This window comes from Paenibacillus xylanilyticus (genome assembly GCF_013359935.1).
GTDB lineage: Bacteria > Bacillota > Bacilli > Paenibacillales > Paenibacillaceae > Paenibacillus > Paenibacillus xylanilyticus.
In genome coordinates this window covers 297054-323235 of sequence record NZ_JABMCB010000192.1, presented here as the reverse complement: position 1 = coordinate 323235, position 26182 = coordinate 297054, and the positions used below count along the sequence as shown (strand labels likewise).

At 50.5% G+C, this 26182-nt stretch carries 15 protein-coding genes; 3 read left to right on the top strand and 12 right to left on the bottom strand.

Annotation, left to right across the window (positions count from 1 at the left end; genetic code table 11):
• Positions 1 to 161: 161 nt before the first annotated feature.
• The 7 genes from HP552_RS35115 to HP552_RS21290 form a co-directional block, all read right to left on the bottom strand.
• The gene (locus HP552_RS35115; protein ID WP_246310995.1) at positions 162 to 3602 is read right to left on the bottom strand and encodes a glycoside hydrolase family 3 N-terminal domain-containing protein; all 3441 of its coding nucleotides are present in this window, start codon (positions 3600 to 3602) and stop codon (positions 162 to 164) included.
• Positions 3603 to 3612: 10 nt separating this feature from the next.
• Positions 3613 to 4776, bottom strand: coding sequence for an N-acetylglucosamine-6-phosphate deacetylase (locus tag HP552_RS21315; protein WP_312884327.1), 1164 nt, complete (start codon positions 4774 to 4776; stop codon positions 3613 to 3615).
• Positions 4773 to 5564: a glucosamine-6-phosphate deaminase gene (locus HP552_RS21310; protein WP_246310994.1), complete on the bottom strand. Its 792-nt coding sequence runs from the start codon at positions 5562 to 5564 to the stop codon at positions 4773 to 4775. Before HP552_RS21310 ends, HP552_RS21315 begins: the two co-directional genes overlap by 4 nt.
• 29 nt (positions 5565 to 5593) lie before the next feature.
• Positions 5594 to 7870: an Ig-like domain-containing protein gene (locus tag HP552_RS21305; protein ID WP_175397394.1), complete on the bottom strand. Its 2277-nt coding sequence runs from the start codon at positions 7868 to 7870 to the stop codon at positions 5594 to 5596.
• A gap of 63 nt (positions 7871 to 7933) precedes the next feature.
• A complete protein-coding gene (locus tag HP552_RS21300; protein ID WP_175397393.1) occupies positions 7934 to 9493 on the bottom strand; it encodes an extracellular solute-binding protein in 1560 nt (519 codons plus the stop codon).
• 53 nt (positions 9494 to 9546) lie between these two features.
• Positions 9547 to 10416, bottom strand: coding sequence for a carbohydrate ABC transporter permease (locus HP552_RS21295; protein WP_260871059.1), 870 nt, complete (start codon positions 10414 to 10416; stop codon positions 9547 to 9549).
• Between the two features lie 13 nt (positions 10417 to 10429).
• Positions 10430 to 11326, bottom strand: coding sequence for an ABC transporter permease (locus HP552_RS21290; protein ID WP_246311009.1), 897 nt, complete (start codon positions 11324 to 11326; stop codon positions 10430 to 10432).
• 337 nt (positions 11327 to 11663) lie between these two features.
• On the opposite strand from HP552_RS21290, the gene HP552_RS21285 reads away from it, so the two are divergent.
• Positions 11664 to 13952 carry a helix-turn-helix transcriptional regulator gene (locus HP552_RS21285; protein ID WP_175397391.1) on the top strand — a complete coding sequence of 763 codons (2289 nt, stop codon included), beginning with the start codon at positions 11664 to 11666 and terminating at the stop codon, positions 13950 to 13952.
• Positions 13953 to 14031: 79 nt separating this feature from the next.
• Here the strand turns inward: HP552_RS21285 and HP552_RS21280 are convergent, their stop codons facing one another.
• Positions 14032 to 15057 (bottom strand): leucine-rich repeat domain-containing protein, encoded by a 1026-nt coding sequence (locus HP552_RS21280; RefSeq protein ID WP_175397390.1) that lies wholly within the window; start codon positions 15055 to 15057, stop codon positions 14032 to 14034.
• Positions 15058 to 15222: 165 nt separating this feature from the next.
• Between HP552_RS21280 and HP552_RS21275 the strand changes: the two genes are divergently transcribed.
• On the top strand, positions 15223 to 16395 hold the full coding sequence (locus tag HP552_RS21275; RefSeq protein WP_175397389.1) for an aminotransferase class I/II-fold pyridoxal phosphate-dependent enzyme: 1173 nt from the start codon (positions 15223 to 15225) through the stop codon (positions 16393 to 16395).
• 154 nt (positions 16396 to 16549) lie between these two features.
• Here HP552_RS21275 and HP552_RS21270 read toward each other — a convergent pair whose 3' ends face one another.
• Entirely contained in the window at positions 16550 to 18643 is a 2094-nt protein-coding gene (locus HP552_RS21270; protein WP_175397388.1) for a bacterio-opsin activator, read from the bottom strand.
• A gap of 164 nt (positions 18644 to 18807) precedes the next feature.
• On the opposite strand from HP552_RS21270, the gene HP552_RS21265 reads away from it, so the two are divergent.
• The gene (locus tag HP552_RS21265; RefSeq protein WP_175397387.1) at positions 18808 to 22266 is read left to right on the top strand and encodes an S-layer homology domain-containing protein; all 3459 of its coding nucleotides are present in this window, start codon (positions 18808 to 18810) and stop codon (positions 22264 to 22266) included.
• Positions 22267 to 22343: 77 nt separating this feature from the next.
• Here the strand turns inward: HP552_RS21265 and HP552_RS21260 are convergent, their stop codons facing one another.
• The 3 genes from HP552_RS21260 to HP552_RS21250 all read right to left on the bottom strand — a co-directional run bounded on the left by HP552_RS21260 (position 22344) and on the right by HP552_RS21250 (position 26144).
• Positions 22344 to 24392 carry an iron ABC transporter permease gene (locus HP552_RS21260; protein ID WP_175397386.1) on the bottom strand — a complete coding sequence of 683 codons (2049 nt, stop codon included), beginning with the start codon at positions 24390 to 24392 and terminating at the stop codon, positions 22344 to 22346.
• Positions 24389 to 25405 carry an ABC transporter substrate-binding protein gene (locus tag HP552_RS21255; protein ID WP_175397385.1) on the bottom strand — a complete coding sequence of 339 codons (1017 nt, stop codon included), beginning with the start codon at positions 25403 to 25405 and terminating at the stop codon, positions 24389 to 24391. The genes HP552_RS21260 and HP552_RS21255 overlap by 4 nt, the downstream gene beginning before the upstream one ends.
• A gap of 196 nt (positions 25406 to 25601) precedes the next feature.
• Positions 25602 to 26144 carry a CueP family metal-binding protein gene (locus HP552_RS21250; RefSeq protein ID WP_175397384.1) on the bottom strand — a complete coding sequence of 181 codons (543 nt, stop codon included), beginning with the start codon at positions 26142 to 26144 and terminating at the stop codon, positions 25602 to 25604.
• Between the last annotated feature and the right edge of the window lie 38 nt (positions 26145 to 26182).

Genomic DNA, 26182 nt, shown 5'->3' with positions numbered 1-26182 from the left:
CTTTGATATCAAAAGCCCGCTATTATAGCGGGCTTTCACCTTTTTACTATGGAATAAAGTGCTAAATTGCTTCCAAGGATGAAGGTCGCGAGACTACACGACATTTAATCTCTTAGCTGCGTTTCACCACCCTGTATACAGTCCGAGTCCGGTCTGACAAATCACTTCGAAGCTGTCATCCGTTCCACCAGCGCCCGCAGTGAATAATCAGAGGTCGAACACAGCAGTATGCTTCCGGCTGTCTGTGGTAGTGCTTTGTCATCATAGGGATTGCGCAGCACCAGATTCAGCAATGGCTTAACCGCAGTCAGTGCCTCGGCAAGCGCCAGCTGACCTGTGAACAGATGGGCATTGAGGGTACCCTGGATAACGACATCCGCAGTAGCAGCCTGCTGCACCAATGATGCAATCTCCTCCGCATCAGGCTTCATTGCGCAGCAGCGCATCTCCACTGCCATGCCTGCATCCTTCAACAAGGATGCCAGCTTGATCTCGGCTGCACCGCTGTTATCGGCCCGGGTTAGCTGCTCCTGCTGCGGCAGAATGAGTAAATATTTCAGCGAAGGGTTAAGCGGAAGCAGGCCTTGCGGGTCCCGGCTGACTTTCACGGTCTTACGTGCCAGCTTTAGTGCCTGCTCCTTCCACTGCTCTCTGGGAATGGGCTGGGCCGCCGCTTGGTACTGTTGGAATTTACCGTATAGTTGCTTGATACGCAGAACAGACTCGTCGATCCGTGCCTCGTTGATGCGTCCATCCTGTACGGCGGCCAGAATACCCGCGATCACCCTGCTTTGAAACTCTGGCGTATGACACATCAGGATCATATCGTTCCCCGCCTGAACAGCCAGTACGCCTACTTCATCCGGACTGAAATGATTGCGGATAGCCCCCATTTCAATATCATCGGTGCAGATTACGCCTTCAAAACCCAGCTTATTCCGCAGCAGTTCCGAGGCAAAATACGGACTGAGTGAAGCCGGAAGTCCGCCAGATTCCGGGATGTTCGGAAACACCAGATGCCCCATCATGATTGAATCCGCTCCAGCTTCAATTGCTTCCACAAAGGGGAGCAATGGACCTTCCATTAACTGCTCAAGCGTTAAATCACATTCTGGCAGAACGATATGAGAATCTCCGCTCACTTGCCCATGACCTGGAAAGTGCTTTGCCGTCACGGCCACACCTGCTTCATGCATCCCCTGGATGTAAGAGCGGCCGAATTGGGCTACCAGCTGCGGGTCCTCTCCGAAGGAGCGAACACCCACGACCGGATTATCTATATTCGTGTTCACATCCAATACAGGTCCCCAGTTCATCGGAATACCGAGAGAATGCAACTGACTACCAATGAATTTACCAAGCAAATAGGCGGTTTCCGGGTCTTCGCTTAATCCAACTGCCCGGTTTCCCGGGATATAGGGGAAGAAGGTTTTGAATTTGGACAGGGTGCCTCCCTCTTCATCTACTGAAACGTAATAAGGCAGCGGCCTTCCATGTTCTCCGGCTATGTTCTGTACCTCTGTGAGTAGCGCTAGCGTCTGCTGCTCACTCTCGACATTGTGGGGAAAGATGCCTATTCCGCCAAACCGCTGCTGCGCCATTCTGCCGCGAAAATCCGGCTCGGCCCGAGTCGATGGTGTGCCTATTACGCACATCATGGCTATCTTGTCTTCCAGACTCATCGTCTTCGGTTCAGATTCCGCATAGGTCGCATCCAGCCCCAGCTCATGATATAGCGTGCGCTCCAAATAATCATGCAGATAAAACCTGGATTTCACAAAATGCTCTGCCATATCTGACGACTGGTAACGCTCCAGCGCAGCCTTCATGCGGGGAAAAACCTTATCGCGTCCGCGCCGGTTTCTCGTGTAGTTGTTCTGCAGCGAACGCCACTCCGCCTCATCGCCGGGATACAGCTCCCAGCGGTAGGCATACTTGTGGATCGCTCGCGAACGGTCTGTAGCCACCTCATAATCATGCATAATCGCAATCAGTTCCGCTTCTTCCTTATGCTCGCGCACCTCGTCCAGGAGCTTCCAGATCACCTCGTAATAATCCTCCAGTCGATAATTGCCGAGCCGATTATGCCCGGTAACCGGATCAATGCCATGGAAGCGTTCCAGGAATCGGTCGATGAAGGTTGAGGCATCCGCCTTGCGGTTCCAAGCCAGATCCGCATGCAGCAGCATGGGGTACCAAGTGGTTTCGAAAATACCATAGGGCACACCGAGGCTGAATGGCCCCGTCCAGTTGGTGGCAACGATGCAGTCCAGATCCAGCTTGCCTGCCGTCTCTGCCCACTGAATCAAGTTGTCCGTCCGGTTGGACAGCACCGGATAATTCTGATGCTCCGCCCAGTCAAAGCTGCGGACGGCTGGAGCTCCCATGACATCAATCCCCAGCGACCTGAATTTATCTGCATGGGAAGTAACCTCTGCTTCGATATTACGCCCGTTGTAGATCCAGATCATGGCCGCACTCCGCTGATCCAGTTTGGCCAGTTCCTCTGGCGGACATTTATCCAGCATGTCATGCCAGAAAATCGGCTGTTTCCCCCGCTCTGCCGTAAATGCAATCAGACGGTTCAAAAAGGCGATAAAGGCTCGTTCCCGCACACCTCCAAACTCGACTTTGCAGCGTTCGCATTCGCATAAGCTGTAGACCTCGTCACAGCCGAGATGGATATAGCGCGAGTCCGGATGCGCATCGATCATCTCTGCGAGCAGCTTGGTAATCAACCCAAACGATTCTGGATGTGACGGGCAGATTTCCCCGGTGGACTGCTCTGTCTCGCGGAGATGCCGCCAAGCTTTGTGGCGAAGTACATATTCCAGATGTCCGAAGCTCTGCTGAAGCGGAATAATCTCTATAAAGTGCTCATGGGCGTTACGCTTCAGTTCTTCCAGCTGCGAACGACTTAACGCATGCTTCGAATGTGCGAACTCGGGGTACGCCTGGAACGGAAATTTATCCTCATATTCAATCAGAACCGCGTTTGTCTTATAACGGGCAAATTCCGCCAAGTATGCTGTCAGCAGTTCCGGCTTCGAGAACGTCTGGCGCAAATCCAAATTCATTGCCCGCACAGCCGTATCCGGCCAATCGGTTATGGACACCGCCGGGATGTCTCCATCCGATCCACACAGTTGTACCAAAGTCTGCAATCCGTAAAACAAACCCTCGGCATCCTGGGCGCAGACCTCCGCCCTTATGGCTGAAACCTTCAACCTGTACCCCTGTGGGCGTCCTGCTAGTCCCAGGTCTGCCTCACCTTCTTCGGTAAATGAACTGAAATTAGAGATGACCTGGCTCTTCTTTTGTCCTCTCAAGACTTCATGTACTTCATCTACTTCATGGGCGCCATGGACCTCGTGGTCTCCCTGCTGGGTTTCCTTCCCTGAGAGACGTTCTACAATAAGCCAATAACCTTTATCTATCCTTGAGCATGTATATTCCATCCCGGGAAATGCGCGGCGGCAATGGATTTCGAGTCTCGATTCATCCTGCTCCATGTAAAGACTCAGTCTTGCCTCGCCATCCAGTCGCAAGGGGCCTCCCTCAATCGCTGCAATCTGCTTCGGTTGTGGTATCAAGCTCTGCATCGCTCTCCTCCTATTCGTTGCTCCGTGGACTCAACCGGCCATTCTTCCAGCATTGCATCATACTCAACTTCCCACCGTTCATGGTGAAACTAACCAGATCCGCAGGTGCTCCCTCCTTAAGCCCTGCTGCCTGTTCAAGCCCAAGCAGCCCGGCAGGATTCACTGAAGCGCAATCCCAGGCATCGGCGAGGCAGACCAGTCTCGCTTCCACGAGATACCCCACCTGTTCCGGCAGCATCATCGCCGAGCCTGCCAGCAGCTGTGGCTGTCCGGCAAGGTGCAGTCGACCTTCCGCGGTTAGCACTACATCTCCGCCAATGTGCAGTCGATAGGAACCTGGTGGCATGCCGCTCAGTGAGACAGCATCGCTGACCAGAACAGCACGATTTCTCTTCATTCGGAGAATTACCGACAACACGGACGGCGGGAGATGATGACCATCCGCGATCATACATCCGTACAGTTCATCTGCCGCGAGCTGTTCCCACAGGTAGTTGGGATGACGCGGAAGCGACAGATGTGTGCCATTGCCCAGATGCGTGGACATGACGGCTCCTGCGGCGACCGCTTCCCTGATCTGCTCGGGCGTTGCCGCCGTATGACCAATTGAGACAAGGATGCCCGATTCGCAGCACCGGGCGATAAATGAAGCCGCATTGGGCCACTCCGGGGAGAGAGTAATGATGCGAATTAACCCTTCAGCCGCTTCCTGCCAGTGGCTGAAGGCCTCCCAATCCGGGGGAACAATATGCTGCCGCGGATGCGCTCCGCGCGGGCCATCCTCCGGTGAGAGAAATGGGCCTTCCAGATGTATACCTGCAATCCCCCCGCTCGCATCCGGGTTCAGTCGAACAGCTTCCGCTATAGCGGAAGCTGCCTCGGCGAGCCGGTCTGAGCTGTTTGTAATCAACGTCGGACAAAAGCTTGTAACACCCTGGTTTTGCAGCATCCTCGTCAGCTTCAATACCGTATCTGGATTCAGCGGAGCTGTATTCAGATCGAGCCCCCAGCCGCCGTTCACCTGCAAATCGACCAGACCGGGGGCAAGCCAGGGAAGATGTTCCGTGGAAGGCGTCATGTCAAGCTCGGTAACGGCAGCAATGTGCTTTTCTCTGAATCCCACCTCAATGGGCAGCCCCGTCCGGTAGTGTCTCCCAACAATCGGCGCGGTCACAGGCCGAAGGCTTCCCGGTCCGTAAACATCGTAATTCCGGGATGTGTACGCAGGATGGTAGCTGGGCATGCCGTACTGACCGGATCATGTAAAGCTGCTGCAAGCGCACTCCGCTTGGACGCCCCTGGCACGATCCCGAACAGTTTGCTCCCTGCCATCAACGCCGGTACAGTCAGGGTCAGCGCCTCCGCAGGCACATCATCCAGCCGGGCAAAGCAGCCATCGTTTACCTGCTGACGACGGCAAGCATCATCCAGCTTCACTGCTTTCACAAGCAGCGGATCTTCGAAATCGGCTACAGGGGGATCATTGAAGGCAATGTGACCATTTTCTCCGATCCCGAGACAGACGATATCTATGGGTTCCACACATAACATTTCTCCATACCTCTGGCATTCCTGCTCCACATCGCCCAACCCGTCGATCAGTTCCACCCGCCCAGGCTGGACCCGGCTGAACAGCCGTTCTGTCAAATATCGTCCGAACCGCTGGGGGGCCGTTTCCGGCAGACCAATGTATTCATCCATATGAAAGGCACACACGCGCGACCAATCGATACCTTGCTCCATCACAAGCCCCTCATACAATTCATTCTGCGAAGGTGCCGCAGCGAATACCATGCGGACCCGGCGCCCCGAATCCTGAAGCAGCTGTCTTAACTCAGCTCCAACCGCAGCAGCTGCAGCTGCCCCCATCTGATCTCGATTTTCATAAACCTGTACAGACATGCTCTCTACAACTCGCGACTCCAACGGCTTTATCATGCCATTTACGTTAATGCTCCTCATCCTCCTCCACACAGCTTCTTGCCCGATGGTCAATTGTCGGCATTTTGCATCAGCAGCGTCGTTTGCGGAAAATCATGCTCTCCCGCATAGTAATAACCGTTATAACGGATTCTTCGTGGTTCAAAACCAACCTGCCTTCCCGGCATCACCGTCTCCGAGGCCAGCGTTACACTTCCGTCCGGTCCGGTGATCCCGCTGGTGTAACGTCCCGCAGCATAAGTGAATCTTCCCTCCACTTTCGCCCCCGCCAGTACCTCGCCCGTAGCGTAATCTCTAACCTTCATGTTGACGGTTACTCCTGAACCGCTGTAAACCGGATTCATGTCCGAGACAATCATGGGCTTCAATATAGTACTTCCAGTGGTCGCCGACACTTCATCGGTAAGTGGTCCGATGTTGCCCTGCAAATCACGGGCCCCAATCCGATAATAGTACGTTGTATCCGGGAGCAGTCCCTTGTCTTGGTAATTCAGGCCACGAGCGAGTCCTACCACTTCCGAAGCGGCAGGTGTGAAACCCTGAACGGTACTTCGATAAATGACATATCGCTCCACTTCCATGTTATCTGAAGCTATTCCATATTTCAGTTGTACAGTCTGATAATCAGTCGCCTCAACGAACGGCACTCCTGCAAGGGCAGAAGGGGCCTCCTGATCATCCGAAGCTGTCCAAAATACACCGCCCGGTCCCCAGTAAGAAGGCAGGGCCCGATAGGAATCATAGTGATGGACGGCAATGCCGCCGAAAGCACTGCTCTGCCCGTAAGCTGTGTATACCTTATCCAGCTCGGCTTCCATATGACTGCGGCCTTCCTCCCAAAAAGTGATCGTCTCCGGATCGCCGCTATTCGCGATATCCAGTGTTTCCACACCAATTACCACGGAATTCGGCTTGCCGATCTGATCGGCGTAAGCCAATTCTCCGGCAGCCCCGGAAATTATGCCGGCAGATCCATCTGCTGTATCCCGGTAATCCATGATGGAGATATAGTCGGAGATATCCTGAACATGCTCGCTCAGCCACTTGCTGGAACCGTTCCAGACAATATTAGCCCCTTGCTCCGAAGTGTCATACCACTTGGGCACAGCCGGGCCGAACGGCAGCCGGATACCCGCAATATTCCGGCGATCAATCATCTTTTGTAAAACATCCAGGTATTCCTTTTGCAAGAATCGGCTTGGATCTCTAAAATTGGGGGAAATGTACGGCTCAATATCCACATTGATGCCGTCGAACTTCTCCGGATCTGCAGCTGCTAGATTGTAATTGATAACCTGTTCCATTTCCCTCACTGCATGACCATGATACTTCTCGTAAGCGCCCATGTAGGCCGGAGAGGTGCCTCCGGCAATTAATGCATGCACCTGCACATTTTTGCTGTGAGCCCAGCTTATGAACGAGCGCAGCTCCGCCTCCTGCTCTTCCAGTGCGTTGTACCCCGCATATTTGCCCACTGCGAGATACAGCGTCTGAACCGGCTCTTGACCGAATGTCTGCGTATCCGTAATGAACGATTCCAGCACCTGCCGTGAGCCGGGGTTTAGAAGCAGCTTGTAGCTTTCCGGTTCCCAGATCCACATGGACCGGTCCTGATCAGGCAAAGGCAAGGTTTGTTCATGCGTCCCGTTTCCAACCTGTGCATACACCGTTGAGCTATAGCCGTACCGCTGGGGTGCATTGGTCGCTCTGGCCTCCAAGCTGACCGTCCGATCGCCAAGTCCGGCCGTGTCCCAGGTGTATACATAAGCAGAACCTTGCTGAACAGCCTCCTCCCAAGGCCCGCGGTTCACCCGTATCTCGACCATCGTGATTGGGATTGGGGAGCTGGCCTGGACCGAAACCTCCACCTGACCGCTAAGCGACACACCTTCAGATGGACTTATAATCGTTACATCAGGGACAGCACCTGCCGGGTTATCCACTGTAAGGATGGCAGGCACACCCCATACCCCGTAGCGAGAGGTCGTATCCAGCCCACGAACCACCAATTCCACAGTTCCGTTATATCCCGAAGTATCCAGCATATAAGACCAGGTGCCGCTGTCATCCCCGTCCGGATCATTCATCAGCACCTCGTATTGAGACGTTCCGTTCACATACAGCCGAATATCGTACAGGTCGGTATAACTGCCCCCGATCTCTACCATTCCTCCGTCCGACACATATCCACCCCCAGGTGCGTCCAGCGAGATTGAACCGGCTGCTCCCGCCTTACCAGGAAAGGGTATCCCAATCGATACCATACATATCAACAGAACCATGGCTAACCTGAATCCGGAGTACACACGCAGATGCTGCTTTTTCATAAGCGAAGCCTCCTTTTGCCATTCTGTACTAATGGTCTAGGATTGCTGTGCCATATATTCGCTCTATTTTGCGCTCAACTGAATATTCAGAACGCGGTCATACGCTTCCTTGTAGGTGCCCAGCAGCTGATCTACGCCAAGATTGTTAATCTCCTCTACATATTTATCCCAATCCGCCAGACTTCGGGAGCCAGTCACGAATTTGGCAAAGCTCTCATCACGGTGTTTTTTGATGGCCTGCCCGGTAATGGATATGATTTCATTTTCCGCCTCTGTAAACGCAGGTCTTGGCTGCATGGAGGAAGGATCATACTTCACTGCTTCTTCATAAGCGTGCTTCAGGGCATCCGAGAACAGCGACAAATGGGCATTAAAATCAATCCAGGTATAGGTGCCGCTGGTCTGAAGTCCCGTCTGCTTGCGCATTTCAATGACATCGTTATACTCCGGCTTGAACTTGATCGCATCTCCTTCCTTTACGTAGGTCTCGCCCTCTATGCCCCAACTGCTGAGCGTACGCCCTTCCTCGGAATAGAAAAAGTCCATGTACTTCACGACATCGTCAATGTTCTTGGAGGTGGAAGCTACCGTCAACCCGCCTTCCATATAATGAAAATACGGATTCAGCTGTTTGCCGCCGGAAATTCCGGCCGGAGGTGCCATGAACTGCATGTCGTACTCAGGGTTCTCCTGCTGCATGGCATTGTTAAAGAAATCAATCCGGCTGATATAATCGATGGTCACGAATGATTTGCCTGTAGAGACCATATCCTGCCACTGCTTTGTTTGCAGCGATAAGAAGTCGGGCGGAACCAAGCCTTCGTCATAGAAGCTTTTCCACATTCCCACCATCGTTTTATAGTTGTCTTCGGTCGGTCCATAGCGCCATTCTTTCTGGTCAAAATCATAGTAGGCACCCTCACCGGTTCCGTAGTTCACCGTCATATTCGCATTCATCTCATCCGGGATCTGCCCGTAGCGGATGGAGAGTGGGTAACTGTCCGGATATTTCTCCTTCAGCTTCTTCAGGGCCGCATGAAGCTCTTCGTAGGTATTCGGAACCTGAATTCCTTCCTTATCGAAAACGTCCTTGCGATACATCCAGATCATGCGGTTTGTCTCACCAAAGCCTTGATTGGGGAACATATACATCTTGCCGTCGGCGGAGAGGGCAGCCTTCGCTTCCTCGGGGTATTGTTTCATCCATTCCTGTAAGTTCGGCATGTTGTCCATATGCTCCATCAAGTCCACCAGCGCACCCTGCTGTCCAAACTTGTTCGATTCCTTGCGATTCGGCATGTACATCAGATCAGGCAGTGATTTGGAGGCAATCGCCAGGTTCAGGCTCTCATCCAGCTTGCCGGAGGGCGTCTGTACTTCAAGCGTGACGCCGGTCTTCTCCTTCAACCAGCCCCAAACGGGCCAGCTCTTGGAATAAGGAAACGTGGGATTGTTATCCAGCAGCGCCGTAAAAGTCTTTCCCGTTCCCTTGGAGTTATCCGTTACGCCCTTGCCCCCTTGAGCATCCGTCTGCGTGCCGGAACCGCTGCCGCCTCCACTGCACCCCGCTATCATCGTTACTGTAACCAGCAGGGGAAGTATTACCGATTTCCATTTGCCCATAAGCTTCTCTCCCTTAATCCGAATTTTCATTCAATCGCTTTGTTTTGCCAAATTTATCCTTTGACCGCTCCAACCATGGCTCCCTTAACGAAATACTTCTGTACAAACGGATAGATGACCAGAATCGGCAGGGTTGAGACCATGATGGTCGCATATTTGAGTGATTCTTCCACCACCAGGTTATCTCCACCAATTGACGTGACATCGCCTGAGCTCGCCGTGCCGGCAAGCACCAGATTACGCAGCAGTACCTGCAGCGGGAACAAATCGGGAGACCTTAGATAGAGCAGCGGGAAAATAAAGTTATTCCACATGCCCACGGCATAGAACAAGGCAATGGTGGCGAAGGACGCCTTCGACAGCGGAACGACAATCCGAATGAAGATGCCGATATCATTCAGGCCGTCCATACGGCCCGATTCCTCCAGCTCTTTGGGGATGCCCGAGAAAAACGTGCGCATCAGAATCAGGTTCCAGGTGCTGACCGCCCCTGGAAGAACCATTCCCCAGATGGTGTCCACCAGATTCAGGGAACGGACCACCAGGAAGGTCGGAATCATCCCCCCGCTGAAGAACATCGTAATGACAATCAGCACGGTGAAGCTATTGCGCAGCGCCATGTCTTTTCTGGACAACGCGTAGGCTCCCGTCGAGGTGACCACCAGCGAGATCAGTGTGCCAAGCACGGTGTAAAGGATCGTATTCCGGTAAGCCGTCCAGATCTGCGGATCTCCCAGCACCAGTTTATACATGCTCAGATTGAAGCCCTTGGGCCAGAAGGAAATATTGTTTTGGATGACGTTTACGTTGCTGCTGAGGGAGACCGCCAGCATATGAAGAAACGGATAGAGTGTGACCACCACAACCAGCAGCAGGATCAGGGATGCCACAACGTTAAACCAGGAAAATTGGAATGATTTCACGCCACACCTCTTTCTACCATAAACTGGTCTCGCTTAATCGGCGGCTGAGCCAGTTGGCCGTATAAATGAAAATCAGACTGATGACTCCCATGAACAAATCAATGGACGCACCATAGCTGAAGTTCCCCTGTACCATGCCCACCCTGTAGACATATGTGCTAATAATGTCCGCCGTATCGTAGATTGCCGGATTCTGCATCAGAAAGACCTTCTCGAAACCAATCTCCAGCACTTTGCCAATATTCAGAATCAGCGTAATGACGATGGCGGGTGATATACCGGGCAGTGTGACATGCCAGATTTTGCGTAATCGACTTGCTCCGTCCATATCAGCGGCCTCATACAGCTGCGGGTCGATGGTCGTCAGTGCAGCCAGATAAATAATGGTCTCCCAGCCGATATGCTGCCAGATTTCCGACAGAACATAGATGCCACGAAACAATCCTGGCTCATTCATAAAATTGATGGGGTCGATGCCGATCCCTGCCAGCAGATTGTTAATCAGTCCTCCGGTCGGAGACAGAAACATAATCACCATACTTGCCACAATCACATTCGAGATGAAATGCGGCAGATAACTGACCGTCTGCACAAAACGCTTGAATGCGGCCCTGCGCACCTCATTTAGCAGAATCGCGAGTAGGATCGGGGCCGGGAAGCCGAACACCAGCTTATATAGTCCCAGCAGAAACGTATTCTTCATCAAGGGCCAAAAATCGGGATTCTCCAGAAACATCCGGTAATATTTGAATCCCACCCAATCACTGGCCCAAATTCCTTTGAACAGATTGTAATCCTTGAAGGTAATGACCAGCCCAAACATCGGCGCATAGCGGAAGATCAAATAATACAGGAGGCATGGCAGGAAGAGCAGCCATAGCGCCTTGTTCTTGTTCCAGATTCGGACCATCCGCGCCTTCCGCCGAGGTGGATGGTTCACTTTTTTTCGCAGTTTGTCTTGCATTAAGCCAGCATCAGCCATCAGCATGCCCCCTCTTTATTAGAGATGATTGCAAATCGACTTGAATGTCAGATAACTTCCCCTGAAGGTCCCGGGTTTGTCTCCGAATTATAACGATTAATCCTAAGAAAGCGCTATCTACATGTTATATAACTTTTCGCCTTTACTCCTATTTTCCAGATATCCGCGTATAAATCAGTAAAAGTGCATATTGTTTGTGTCAGCTTTATGCCGCTATGATAGGATTAGACCAAACGATTTTCGGCTGTATCCAAGGGGGAATGTCATGATGAAGGGACTGCTTACAAGCAAATTTGCGCTGAATGGCCTGTTTGCCAAGCTAATGCTGAGCTTTCTCAGTGTCATCCTAATTTTGGCTTCATTTAATTTGTTCTCCCATCTGTACTTGAGCAACAAAGTTTACCAGGAGATGGTCAGACAAAATGAATTGGGCCTTGCACAGACCGTCGAAGGATATGAGAACCACTTTCGGCTGACCCAGAACATGATTCTGGCCCTCACTCAATCGGACACCTGGACAGCCAATCTGGGCATTTTGAGCCACATTAAGGAGAATCGCCGTTACGATGTTCCCACAGAGGTCAAATCGGACCTCTCCACCCTGTATGCCAATCCATTTTTGCATATCGATAATTTCATCCTCTATTTCAAGCAAGAAGACTATGTACTGGAGAAGGAAGGTCTCAGCAGTGCCAGCGATATGTTCGGTAAATATTATTACAGTAAGGAATATCCACCGGACTACTGGAAAACTCAAACCATGAACAACCAGTTCCTCAAAGTAATGCCTGCGGCCGCTTTTACGGAAAACACCGTTCATTCTTCCCGCTCCCTCGGACAACTGCTGCCGGTCATGATGAAAGCCATTCCTTACGAGGACGTGTACGGCATCGTTATGCTGAATCCGCAGCGCATGCAGGACACCTATGGTGATGCCGGTAATAATCCGTTCTACATTCTGGACAATGAGGGGCGTCTGTTGTTCTCTACGTCAGAAGAGGAAATGCATAATCCTCCGCTTCCTGCAGAGGGAAGCAGACATGAACGCGTTGGGGATCAGTATTACTTCTATGAAAAAGGCAAGCAAACCGGGTTTACCTATGTCCAGGTAACCCAGGCCGCGGTCATTGGCGCGGAAATGCGCGGCATGCAGCTGCTGCTGGCGCTCCTGCTCGGAGCCGCTGTACTGATCAGCGTGCTCTCGTCCCTGTTTTTCAGCCTGCGATTAAATCAGCCGCTTCAGCGCCTCATTGCCGCTCTTGACCGAGATTCCGGCAGCGGGCCAGACAAGTTGAGCAGTGTAAAGGAATTCGCCATGATCGGTGACCGTTTGAGCTCTATTTTGGAGAATAACCGCTACATTCAAAGCGACCTTGCGCAGAAGAACTCTCTTGTACGCCAGTATGCTTATACCCATAAAGTGAAAAATATCCCGCTCAGCTCCTACCTGGCGGAGCTTGAGGATGTTCGGCAACCCGAGCAGCCCTATGTCTCCATTCTGTTTAAGGTTGGTTTCAAATCCCTGCCAGATGAATTCGGGCAGCATACCCTATTATTATGGAAGCTGATCCAGAGCCTGTTCAGCAGCAGCCAAAACAACAGTGTTGCCCTTCAGCCCGAGCAGGATCAGCTGTTACTGCTGATGTTCGATCCGGGTCCGCAGAGCGGTATACTACAGGCGCTGGATACACTGAAGGAATTGCTCGCTACCGAAGAATCCCTCTACCTGACCATCGCAGTGAGTCCAGTATATTCCGGAGAAATCCCGTTTACCGATGCGTACAGCAACCTGTCCATCCTGTTGAAAGAGCGGAGACTGAATGGGGAAACGCAGATTATTGTAGAGCCGCGCGCTTCCTCCTCCAATGCCTTCCATGTGAAGGTAACCTATGGGGAAGAGCTGCACAATCTGCTGCAATCAGGTAATGAGGAGGCCGTTTTCGCTTGGGTGGATCGCCAGCTGGAACAGCTGCAGCACAAGGATGCGGCTGCAGAGGACTTCCGCACCTTTGCTCTTGGCGCAGTGGAACAAATCGGCAAAACCGTGATGAAGCTGAATTTGAGTTCCATGGGGTCTGAGCTTCATCCTTCTCCACTGGGTGAGCCATTTGCGGGTTTTCATTCCGTGCAGCAGTACAGGCAATGGCTTCGGGAGCTCGTTCAACCAGTACTTGCGGCAGTCCGCAGTCAGTCGGAAACGCGCGATCCGGTCATCAGCTTTGTGCTGGACTATTTGGACCATCACTATGGGGAAGATATTAATTTGAATATCGTTGCCGACAAGTTGAATTTAACCCCGGGGTATCTCTCCAGTATTTTTAAGGAAAAAACCAACATCAACTTCAGCGAGTATCTGAATAATCTGCGGGTTGAACGGGCCAAGGAACTGCTTGTGAATGTGGAACTGCGGATTCAGGATATCGCCATGCAGGTCGGTTATCAAAATGCGAACTCGTTCATCCGTATGTTCAAGCGTCGATACGGGCTGACCCCCGGAGAGTATCGCAAGCGTCATGCGGGTGATGACCCGTTCTTCTCCTCCGGTCATGGCTAATCAAGCGCTAGAAAGAGAAGCTGGATGGTGCTCAATACACAAAAAGCCCGCTCGGACAGCGGGCTTGTTCATTATTTTTCTACATCAGAAATTTGGACAGATGCACATGAGCCATGGAGGGGATCCGGTGTTCTTCAGGAATATTTTCATAGAGAAGATGCCCTTTCCCCGCATCAGTCATTTGTCTGTACATGGCAGCAATACGGCCTTTGCTGTGATCAATAAAGCGGAAATCAATCTGCTTCAAAGAATCCATTTTTAATAAACCCGAAAAGTCTTCCGCCTTAATCCTTGTATGTATCTCCTTCAGTTCCAACATCTCTAGCTGCTCCGCAGTCCACAGGTTGTCGATCTCCTGTAATGATTTCATAAAATCCAATTCCAGCTGACGCAGGTTATGCATACTTGAAAAGTCACACAGACGCTCGACTTTGGGCAGTGACAGGTGCAGAAAATCCAAACGCTGTAATGCGCTCAGCTCATCAATATCGGTCAGGTTCCGTACAGACGACAATCTCAGCATGCGGATGTTTGAGTCAGCGAGCACATCCAGTGGTCCATTTAATGCGCAATTATCGATGGCCAGGTATTCGATGAACGGCAGATCCACAACAAAGTTCAGCGTCTCGATGTTGCAGTTTAACACCAATGTACTCAGCCGAATACAGTCCTCAATCGGAGCCAAATCATCAAATTTCCCGCTAAGAGAGAGGTACTGCAGCTGTTTGTAGTTCCGGATGAACTCCAGACATTGCGTTTTGGCTGCCCGTATATTCAGAAATTCCATTCCTTGCAGCGCACCAAGTACATTCAAATCCTGTTTCTGTTTCAGATCCAATTCCAGAGCCCTAACATATTTCAATCCCGCAAGCATCTTCAAAAACTCTTCCGTGTAACGTCCCTTCTCCTCCACATTCGTAATCTTCAGGATCAGATCAGGTCGTTTGGAAAACACCCGCTCGTCCAAGTCCACGACATCTTCCATTCCATCTGCTCCGACTACAAACGAAACGGTAGCCCGATTCCGCAGCTGCTTCACGGCATTGTCCATTTTCTCCGCGTTCCAGGGAACGCCACTCATCGATGCAGTCCAAGGTTCACTCATCTCGGATCCCCTCCATCTGGTTTTCCTGTAATTGTAAATGAAGAAGACCGGCATGAGAAGTGCGATTTACCCTACATAAACAGAGTTCGTAAGCGTCTCTTCTCATTTGCTGCTCGCCCATCTATTATAGATATAAGCGTTTGAACAGACTGGAGGATACGCAGCATGCAATTTGCCAAACGAATGAACCATTTTAATGAAGGCATATTTACCCGATTATCTGAAATTAAGAGACAACGTCTGGAACAGGGATTGGGCGTCATCGATCTTAGCGTAGGCGCACCCAACACCCCGCCAGCGCAACATATTATTCAGGCTTTATGTGAGGCTGCAGCAGATGTACAGAATTATACTTATGCCATCAATGACCAGAGTGAGCTGCTGAAGGCTGTCAGTGAGTGGTATCAACGCAGGTACAATGTCGATCTGGACCCCAAAACCGAAGTATGCTCCCTGCTTGGCTCACAGGAGGGTCTGGCACATATCTCATTATCCATCGTGGATGAAGGCGATCTTGTCCTTGTTCCGGATCCCTGTTATCCGGTTTTCGCGGACGGGCCGCTTCTGGCGGGAGCAGAGCTGTATTACATGCCTCAAAAGGAAGAACATCATTATGTCATTCAGCTGGAAGAGATACCCGAGGACATAGCGCAGAGAGCCAAATTCATGCTGGTCTCCTATCCCAACAATCCAACAACAGCAATGGCACCGGAGCAGTTCTACCTGGACCTGATCGCGTTTGCCAAAAAACATGACATCATCGTCCTCCATGACAATGCGTACAGCGAGCTCGTGTTCGACGGGAAATTATGCGGAAGTTTTCTTGCCTTCCCTGGTGCCATGGATGTCGGTGTAGAATTCAACTCGCTGTCCAAAACCTACGGGCTCGCCGGGGCCCGAATCGGATTTTGCATGGGCAACGCAACGATCGTATCCATGTTGAAAAAGCTGAAATCCAACATGGATTACGGCATGTTTCTCCCGATTCAGAAGGCAGCGATTGCTGCCATTACAGGTGATCAGAGTGATGTTGAACGGGTGCGGGCAATCTATGAGGAACGGCGGGACATTCTGTGCGAAGGATTCAGCAGACTCGGGTGGGATATAACGAAACCTGATGCCACGATGTTTATCTGGACACGGATTCCCGCTCATTATGACAGTTCCGAGCAATTTGCCATGGATCTGGTTGGCCGGGCGGGCGTCATCGTTACGCCTGGAAGTGCATTTGGTCCTTCAGGTGAAGGATATGTCAGACTTGCACTGGTGCAGGATAATGAGCATCTTCACCGAGCAGTGACGTCAGTTGGAGACAGTGGGATTCTCATCGCAATCTAGGATAAGTGAATAACGCGAGCTGCAACCGATTGGATTAGGAGCATGCTCGCGTTTTTTAGTTGGATATAATAGTTAAAATTCATCCACTGGATTAGGTATGAAGGAACCGAGTTGAACCGTTCGGCATCATCTGAAAATGGCTACAGCCTTCCTTTCATTTCAGTTCCATCCATCTCTGCATAATCACATGGCCCAATTGTTTGTAAGCCTGCCGCAAATGCCGGTAGAACGTTGCACGGCTCATATGTAAAGCTTCTGCCAACTCGGTCTTGCGATAGTTATTATGCAAGTAGCTTTCTCTAAGTATGCGTTGCCCCAGTGCAGTAAGCGGATCGGTTGGCTGATCAGCATAAAGGATACTCACAACCAACTCCCGTACCATTACTCCTCCGCATCCCATTGCTTTTAAGGTAGCCATCTCTTCAAGAAGCGTATCATCATATATATGTTGAAGCATTTGTCTGACTTCATTCCAGGACAAGACACGAGGTACCTCCTGAGCGATGAAGCCTGAAGTCTGGACTTTTTGTCGAAGAATACGCCGAACCCAGACCTCAAAGGACGCCTGCCTGAAATCCAGTTCCCATATGTGCATATCATCCCAAGCATTAGGTTGAGCTGTCATCGTCAGCTCTTCAAATCCCAAATGAGGCAGTAGTGTGTTTAGCTGTCTGTCCGCAGTGGGGATTATTGAACGAAGCCCGTTCATCGCATCAATTAGCCAGGATTGAAACAGCATGCCACCCAGTTCCTCAGGGCGATAAGACGCCTGTTCTACGTCTACCGCAGCTAGCAGTATGCATATCGTATCAGCTGCTTCAGGGGGGAGACTGCGTGCCAAGTGGATTGCCTCACCCAACATTTTCATTTCATTAGGGGCATATTGCTCCAATATAGACACCGTTTTGGCATGCAGCCAAAGTCCAGCACAGAATGCCAAAGGCACCCTGTCTGCATTCCGTATAACCCGTATGCCCTCTGGCACATGCTTGGCGATATCATCCAATAATGAGGAATACTGTCCGTTCTCGATAAGCTCCGATTGCCAATCCGAACGTGATAGTGATGCTGCGAGAAATCGTTGCAGGTAAGGAAGGTCATCAGACTCAAACACCATCTGCTGTTCCTGTTCCCGCTGACGTGCAATTGAGAAATCCGCATAAGAATGGGCGGTAGGCAATTGTTCACGGTACAGCTCCAACGTGTGAGCCGCAATCTGCATTTGCAGCAGCTTGTTGACGGAAGGGTATCGCTCCGCAAGCAATTCCAGTGCCCGTGAACGCATCAACTGATAATGGCCGGGATCGCGCGTCTTGTAATCCTCCCTTAACATCCGGGACACCAGTTGGTGCAGAGAAAGACCTCCGGCTCCTGGGCGGACACAGGATAACGTACTCAATGCCATGTAATCTACTGCACTAAGAGGATGATCCAACAACTGATTCAACATCGTCTGATCCGCTGCCGGAAACAGCGACAGCATCTGTAAAGCCTCGTACATATAGGGAGAGGTCGCTTCCTTGAGTATCTCTGCGCTCAAAATGCGGGGAAGCTGATGCTCGTACTCCTCTCGCTCCCTCCCCTTACGGCGCAGCATATCCACTGTCAGCGCAAGCAGCAGTGGGTGCCCATCTATTTTATGTACGATATCCTTCTGTACTTGAAGTGGCAAACCGCTTGATTGAACATATTCGTGAACTTCCTGACGGGTAAGAAGCTCCAGAGAAAATGAATGAATGCGATTGACCCATAAAGGATTTGTATTCCACTGAACGGGCAGCCCTGCCCGGGAAGCCACAATAAGCAAGAATTCGCTTGCTGCAAGCAGGGGAAGCAGCCTGGATAACAGCCAGCTATCAATCCGATCTATCTTTTCACAATTATCGATTACCACTACGGTGCGTTGATGGGTCAACTCTGCAACAACATGTGCAAGAAGTGGGGTATCTGCCGGACGTGTTCGGCCATACTCCGTCTCCAAACTCATCTCCACATGAGACAGGAAAGCACCTGGAGTCTGTAGGCAGATTTGTCCGTCCAACCACAACGTAACTGTTGAACATCGCCTGGCCTCTGCCGCCATCTCCGTGAGCAGTGTCGTCTTGCCAATACCTCCAATTCCCGAAATCGAAAAAATTTGCGATTCGACATTAAACGAAGCAAGCCAATTGGTCAACATCTGCAATTCCTGAGCAAAACCGACAATGTATGGCGCAGGCAGATTTTTGTTCTCTGATTTTGGATTCATGCAGACACTACTTTCCGTTTCAATTTTGAGACAATAACGAGACAGCATGTTACTTTAAATATATTATACTAGTTTTTGATTGACACAGAATTGTCACGATTCTACAATTCTTGTCGGTTACAACTAAATTTTATTACTGGATACTAAAGGGGAAGTGAAATTTAATGAAGAAAAGCTTAACCGTGATGAAAATCCTGCTTGCCATCATCATAATTGCGGGACATATGGGAGTGTACACCTCTGTGAATGCAGAAGGAAAACATGACGGGCCAACTGACATCCCTCCTGTTGAGAACGGCTGGGTCCAGGTATCTACCAGAGAGCAGCTCGTATATATCAACCAAAATCAGGAACTTTATCTGACGGAAAACATTCGCCTGGCCGCGGATATCGACCTGTTGGGGATAAACTGGATTCCTTTTGGCGGCAACGATTACGCGCCGTTCAGTGGGACATTGGACGGACAGGGTCATTGGATCACAGGCTTGGCCATAGACGACGACACCCGACTATTGAACGGCTTCTTGGGGGAGGCCAAGGGTCACATTCAAAATATTAACCTGAAGGTAAATATAAAAGGGGGCACCTATACAGGTGGACTTGTTGGCCACCAATCCGGAGGAAGCATTGATTATGTTTATACCGAAGGAACCATTATAAGCGGGCAGTTCTCTAATGATGTCAGCATTGGAGGCGGCATCGTAGGAGTACTGAACAATGCACTTCTGTCTCATTCTTCCTCTGCTGCTTCCATCAGTATAAGCGAATCTTACAACTTACATGGAGGTGGACTTGTAGGTTCCCTGAGTACGAGTAGCATCAGCGAATCTTACTTTACCGGAAATCTAAGTAACGATCCTGTCGAAAACTTTCCCCTCTCCCATGTGTATGCTGGAGGAATTGTAGGTTATCAGTTAAGCACGTCAGATCAACGGAATGTAGTTAAAAATACTTATTCGACTGGCGAAATCTCTACGCTGAATCCCAGATCTTACTCTGGATGGGGTGCGATCGGTGGATATGTGTACAAAACAAACATAACGGATACATACTACGACACAATGACAACGGGTATGAGTGTGGGAGCAAGTGATCCATATCAGAGCACAGTAGAGATCTATGGGAAAACAACAGGAGAAATGAAGCAGCAGGCTACTTATACAGGATGGGATTTTACAGATACCTGGAACATTCATCCTGCGATCAACAACAGTTATCCTTATCTGCGCCCCAAAATCCTGACAACCGAACTGCCGCAGGCGGTTCGGAATGAATCCTATTCTACCGCTCTGGCGGGCTATGACGGAGCGCGTGCAGGACTTACCTGGACTGCCTCCGGACTTCCCCAAGGATTAAGCTTAAGCCCTTCCGGTGAGCTGGAAGGGACACCGACACAATCTGGCACGTACACCGTAAACTTCTCGCTGTCGGATGGCGGAACAGCCACAATTGAACGCTCTATGCAGCTTGTCGTTGTAACGAAGGCTCCAGGAATTGCGGATGTATCGGTTCAGCCCGGACTGGAAGTAGGAGCAACAAGCATTACAATAGCTCCTATACAAGAAGGTCATACCTTTGCCTACGTGTTAAACCCTAAGGGAACTAATCCTCCATTGGTTGGGGATGCGTTGCCCGAGGATGCAGTACCCTATATTTCCGGTACCGATATTCCTGCCGCAAGTCCAGGGCAGGTTGTGATCCTTTTTGAAGTGACAGACGATGAAAATAAGGGAGACTATCGCATTCAGGCGTGGCAGCGCTTCGTGCTGGAGCAAAAGCATATTCGCCAGTTCGTCCCTGTCAGTGGTATTCATCTGGAGCCATCCAGACTGGATATGACCTCAGGTGGATCTTCGGCTAAATTGATCGCTGTCTTTGATCCGAAAGACGCGACCAACCAGACACTCTACTGGAGCACCAGCGATGAGTCTATCGCCACCGTTGACGAGAACGGGGTGGTTCAGCCTGTGGCTGAAGGTACGGCTATTATTACGGTTACATCCGAAGATGGCTCCCTTACGGCAACGGCAACCATCACTGTATTTTCCCAGGTGGGAACCGTTACTGGCTCTGTATATGGTACAGCAATGACACCACTGGAGGGTGCCTCCGTTTCTGGGGATAGTATTCGTGTACTAACAGACAGTCAGGGACGTTTTAAGCTGGATCAGGTTCCTGTCGGTACCCGAACTCTCATCATAAGCGCAGAGGGCTATGAAGCCGCAGAACATAGCGTAGACGTACTGGCAGAGCAGACCGTGGATACGGACAAGATTACGTTAAATCCCATTGCAGTCCAGCAGCCTGAGCCTGAACCGTCACCCGTCCCTCTTCCATCATCCTCACCATCTTCAGGATCTGGATCAACATCCGGTACCTCAAGTACTCCGGCGCCAGTCGCAAATTCAGCTGCAGCCAAGCTGGAAGTTAACGGACTGGATATGCAGGTAAAAGCTTTGACAGAGACCGCTCCTGACGGTCAGGCCGCGATTCGACTCCAGCCTGATGCGGCTCTTCTTGTGCAAGCATTCGACAGTGCAAGGTCAGGAATGCTGATTCGCTTCGATACGAAATTACCTGTCGTTTTCCTGGAACTGCCGGGAGAATTACTGCGAAGTATGCTGCAGAAGGAAGCAGGATCTAGCGTAACCTTTGAAGTCAATGGCGGAAGCTATGAGCTGCCCCTCCTTACGTTACCCTCACTGGCTGATGACATGACGGTTACTCTAGGGATTGGAAAATCCTCTCCCGGCACGGTCAGCACCCTGATTACTGCCGCGAGAGAGCAGGGATTTGAACTTATAGGCAGCCCCATGGATTTCATCCTTTACATCGATGGGAAGCAGGTAGAGGGCTTCAATAACGGATATAGCAAACGGACCCTTCAACTTCCTTGGCAGGTTGATCCCGATAAAACAACAGCCGTGTGGATTGATACAGGGCATCAGATGCACTTTGCTCCTTCCCTGTTCACAAATGACGCCCAGCAGGTTCGAGCAATCATTGCTACACCTCAAAACAGCACATTTGCAGTCCTCTCTTCAAATCATGTCTTCGCGGACTTGAAGGATCACTGGGCACGCTCAGACGTCGAAAGGCTTGCGAACAAATTCATTGTCGAGGGTGTAAACAATGAAACTTTTGCGCCAGAGAAACAGGTTACACGTGCCGAATTCACGGCATTGCTTGTCCGTTCCATGGGGTTGCCTGAGCAACAGACAGCATCCGTATTTACCGATATCACATCAGAGCAATGGTATGCTGGAGCCGTAGGCACTGCACAGGCTGCAGGTTTAATCAACGGTTTTAGTGATGGATTGTTTAGACCGGATGCATCGATTACCCGTGAACAGATGGCCGCAGTCATCGTGCGTGCATTGGAGTTTGCAGGGATCACGTCTCAGCCGAACATTGATACACTGGCTGGGCTAGCCGATCAAGCAACTCTCTCAGAGTGGGCTTCCGGACCTGTGTCCATTTTAAAGGAAGCCGGCTTGATGGAAGGTACTCCAGCCCACATGTTTTCTCCTAAAGATATGGCGACCCGAGCTCAGGCGGCGAGTGTATTGAACCGAATGCTGCAATATTTGAAGTTTATTGACTCCTATCCAAGCGATCAATAAATAAACACCAAAAAAGCCCGCTGCATCAGCGGGCTTTTTTGCTGCTTTCAATCGTATTTCGCGACTGAAATTCGTTTTTACTTTAACGTTCTGCGCCAGTTAGAGCGGTACATTAAATAAAGGAAGTATGGTGTTCCAATGAGTGCAATAAGTATTCCTGATGGAATCTCTGTCGGTGCCATGACCGTTCTGCCGATCGTATCAGCCAGCACCAGCATAACTGCACCGGCGAGTGCGGACAAAAACATCGATCGTCTTAACTTATGTCCCGTTAGCAGCCGAACCATATGTGGTGCAATCAGGCCGATAAACCCGACGGTCCCGACGCAAGCGACAGCACCCGCTGCAAGTAGGACACCTGTGGTCATGGCCAGCAATCTTGTACGGCGCACACCCAGTCCAAGTCCTGAGGCACTATTGTCGTCGAATACCAACAGTTCGAATCGGCGAGCCAACCACCAGGCCACCGGAACCAGAATAACTAAGAATATGCCGATAGTCTTCACCTGTTCCCAGGTACGGGCATAGGTACTTCCGGTCAGCCAAATATATCCGCTGCTGCCGTAAACCGCACCACGGACAATCAGAATCTGAATACCTGCGCCAGCGATAGCGGACATCGCGATCCCCAGCAACACTACCGCAGAAGGGTTTAGCCCTTTCTTCCACGAAAGGGAGAATACAATTATTGCAGCAACGGCTGCTCCGATGATTGCCGCTATCGGCAGCAGATAAATTGGAAGACCTGGCCACAAAATGATGACCATCATTGCTCCAAGTCCTGCGCCAGAGGACACACCGACAATTGAAGCATCGGCCAGTGGATTCCGTACTGCCATCTGAATAAGAACACCACTGATCGCCAGTGCTGCCCCTGCGCCTGCAGCAACAAGCGTACGCGGAATTCGAAGCTGAACGATCCCGGAGAACAGCCCATCCGATCGGAATAGACTCGGCAGCAGATCAGCCAGTGGAATTCGCATACCACCAAACATTGTACTAAGTAAAATTAGTGCTACGGTTATAACCGAAAATAATACTGCCATGGGGCCAAATGCAAAGCGACGCGAAGGTGCTCCCGTGCTCATTGAAGATGACATGCCCCCGTTCGCTGCCTTCATGCGCGTGAGAACAAGCCAGATCAGCCACGGCGCACCTATAATTGCCATTACGGCCCCTGTCGGCAGCTCCATGCTGGAGTTATGTACCATCTTGGCGAGTACATCTGCACCAACCAGGAGAGCCGCTCCCCAGATAAAAACACCTGGTAACAGCAATCGGTTGGAACGTACTCCACTCAACCGGACCAGATGGGGTGCTACCAGACCCACGAAACCGATTGGCCCGATGACACTGACGATCACTGCTGCCAGCAATACCGCGATGATCAAACCACCGGCACGAGCGAGTCCAACCTTTTGCCCCAATGAGGACGCCGTTGATTCATCCAGCTCCAGCATATCCCACTGTCTGGACAAAATTAACGCCAGAATGGTTATGCCGACCACCCAAGGCCAAGCATAAGCGACACCGCTCCAGTCATTCTGGACGAGTGTTCCGGAACCCCATAGAAACAGTCCCTGCGTCTCCATGGAGAAGAAAATATGCAGTGCGCTTGTAAAGGAACCAAGCACCATTGATATAATCATACCCGACAATGCCAGTCGAACCGGGCTTGATTTCCGTCCGCCGCCCATGAAATAAGCTGCGAATGCAGCCAGCAAACCACCCAGAGCAGCAAATAAAAAAGGAGATTGACTCAGCAAGCCCGGAAAGAGAATGGCTCCCAGCACCACGATAAAATAGGCTCCTGCATTAATGCCCAGCGTGTCTGACGCAGCCAGTGGATTACGGGTAATCGTTTGCAGCAGTGCTCCAGCAACAGCCAGTGCCCCTCCTGCAATAATACCGATCACCGTACGTGGCATTCGCAGATCCCAGATCATATTGTGCTCTAATGTATCCTGTCTTCCCGTTAGTGCATCCCAAACGGTGTGCAATGGTATGGCTGCCTCACCATAACAAAGGCTTACAAAAAAAAGCACGATGAGAGCGGATAAACCGCCCCCATATATGCTTATTGTGCGCCAGTTCATAGCTGGCCTAGTTCCCTGAATCGAACTCATTTGGTAATCGCCTCTACAACCCCATCAACCAACACTTTGGAGGAAATCGGTCCACCAAATGTCCATGTTGTGCTATCCAGTTGATATATGCGGTTTTCCTTTACAAAATTCAATCCGTTCCAAACCGAGTTATCTTTCATGGCTGTGCCAAAAACGTCATCGTCCGGCTGTGTAATATAAATGAAGTTGCTGTCCTGTACATCGGATAAGGATTCAATCCCCACTGTGGAGAAACCGTATCCTTCCAGCTTTTCGGGCTGCCAATCGTTAACCAGGCCGATCTTGTCCAGTGTGCCAATAACGACGGAGTTATCGGTAAACATGCGCAGGCTGGCCGCATTTTGATACGTGAATGCTTGTGTCAGAGCAAAGTGGAAATCTTCTTTACCCGCAGCTGCCAGTTTTTCTTTCGCTTCTACATAATGCTGATCAAGTTCATCCAATACTTGCTTTGCTTTGTCCTCTTTGCCAAGGGCAATTGCTATGTTATTAAAAATCTCAGTCATCTTGTCATAATTATAGCCGTCGCCATCGTAAGGATCGAATTCCATCGTTGGTGCAATCGCATTAAGTTGATCATAGACCGCATTATTGTTATCCGCATTAGCGATGATGAGGTCAGGCTTCAAGGCAGCAATAGCTTCCAGATTCGGCTCACTCCGTGTTCCGATATCCGTTACGCTGTCATCCAAACCTGCTTCGGATGTTACATAGACTTTATAGTTGGCATTGTCTGCATTACCTACTGGTTGAACGCCAAGTGCAACCACATCTTCGGTATATGTCCATTCCAATGTAACAACACGCTCTGCCGGCTTGTCCAGCGTAAGCTCCCCGCGTTTGTGCTTAACCGTTACAGGACCAGCTGCTGCTTCTGTTTGTGAGCTGTCAGAGGCTGTACCTTCACCTGCATCCGAAGATGCTCCGTTCGAAGTAGTGCTTGCAGAACCGCATCCTGCTAATGTAAGAGCAAAAACCAACAATAATAGAAGTCCGTTCAAGCTTTTTTTCATGTACTGTAATCTCCCCTGTTTGTATGTATTGATCTGATAATAATTATCATTATCACCTTTTTGGATTATGCGACAGAAATCACATTTTGTCAATTAAAAAGCGATAATGCGTTGGCATTTAGTTATGTCCTTGGGTATCCATCTGGGTGAACCAAAAAAAGAGCCCAGGTTCTGCCCTGGACTCTTCTTGAAACAGCTATTTCAGTTCCATCGTGGTAATGCACGTATTATCCTGTTCATAGGTCGAAAGCTGAGATTCAGCGACCTTCCCATCATGTACGACCCGAATCAGGTATGTGCGGTTCCTCGGTACCCACAGGTCCATAAACCCGTTCTTTCCGGTCTTCATCGGTTCATCCTTCATATAGGTATTGCCTTCGGAATCATGGAGCGTGACCTGGAACTCCTCGTTCTTCATCTCGCCCTGACAACCGGTCAAGCTATGGATGGCACAGGGATGAGTCTGCTCCACATACGGTGCGATGGAAAGAAAGAACTCCTCATCAGGCAGATTATAGGTTGTCGTTTGATCATCCTTACCGGTTACAACCAACTGGGTAGCATTAATCGAGGCCGATTTTGTCTCGACTTTGCCCGTACTGATATCGTATACAAGCTCCTTGACATTGGTTGATCCAGGAGAACCTGCTTCTTTGGTTAGCACATTGTCAGCAATCAGATATATTCCTAAGCCAACCACTATAATAAATAAGGCAGCAATAAGTATCCCTTTTCTCAACTGGAGTTCATCTCCTCGTCCGTTTTGGTTTATTATAA

Coding starts and splice junctions, on each gene's coding strand:
- HP552_RS35115 (WP_246310995.1), bottom strand. CDS start 3,602: ATGCAGAGCTTGATACCACAACCGAAGCAGATTGCAGCGATTGAGGGA.
- HP552_RS21310 (WP_246310994.1), bottom strand. CDS start 5,564: ATGAGGAGCATTAACGTAAATGGCATGATAAAGCCGTTGGAGTCGCGA.
- HP552_RS21305 (WP_175397394.1), bottom strand. CDS start 7,870: ATGAAAAAGCAGCATCTGCGTGTGTACTCCGGATTCAGGTTAGCCATG.
- HP552_RS21300 (WP_175397393.1), bottom strand. CDS start 9,493: ATGGGCAAATGGAAATCGGTAATACTTCCCCTGCTGGTTACAGTAACG.
- HP552_RS21290 (WP_246311009.1), bottom strand. CDS start 11,326: ATGGTCCGAATCTGGAACAAGAACAAGGCGCTATGGCTGCTCTTCCTG.
- HP552_RS21285 (WP_175397391.1), top strand. CDS start 11,664: ATGATGAAGGGACTGCTTACAAGCAAATTTGCGCTGAATGGCCTGTTT.
- HP552_RS21280 (WP_175397390.1), bottom strand. CDS start 15,057: ATGAGTGAACCTTGGACTGCATCGATGAGTGGCGTTCCCTGGAACGCG.
- HP552_RS21275 (WP_175397389.1), top strand. CDS start 15,223: ATGCAATTTGCCAAACGAATGAACCATTTTAATGAAGGCATATTTACC.
- HP552_RS21270 (WP_175397388.1), bottom strand. CDS start 18,643: ATGAATCCAAAATCAGAGAACAAAAATCTGCCTGCGCCATACATTGTC.
- HP552_RS21265 (WP_175397387.1), top strand. CDS start 18,808: ATGAAGAAAAGCTTAACCGTGATGAAAATCCTGCTTGCCATCATCATA.
- HP552_RS21260 (WP_175397386.1), bottom strand. CDS start 24,392: ATGAGTTCGATTCAGGGAACTAGGCCAGCTATGAACTGGCGCACAATA.
- HP552_RS21255 (WP_175397385.1), bottom strand. CDS start 25,405: ATGAAAAAAAGCTTGAACGGACTTCTATTATTGTTGGTTTTTGCTCTT.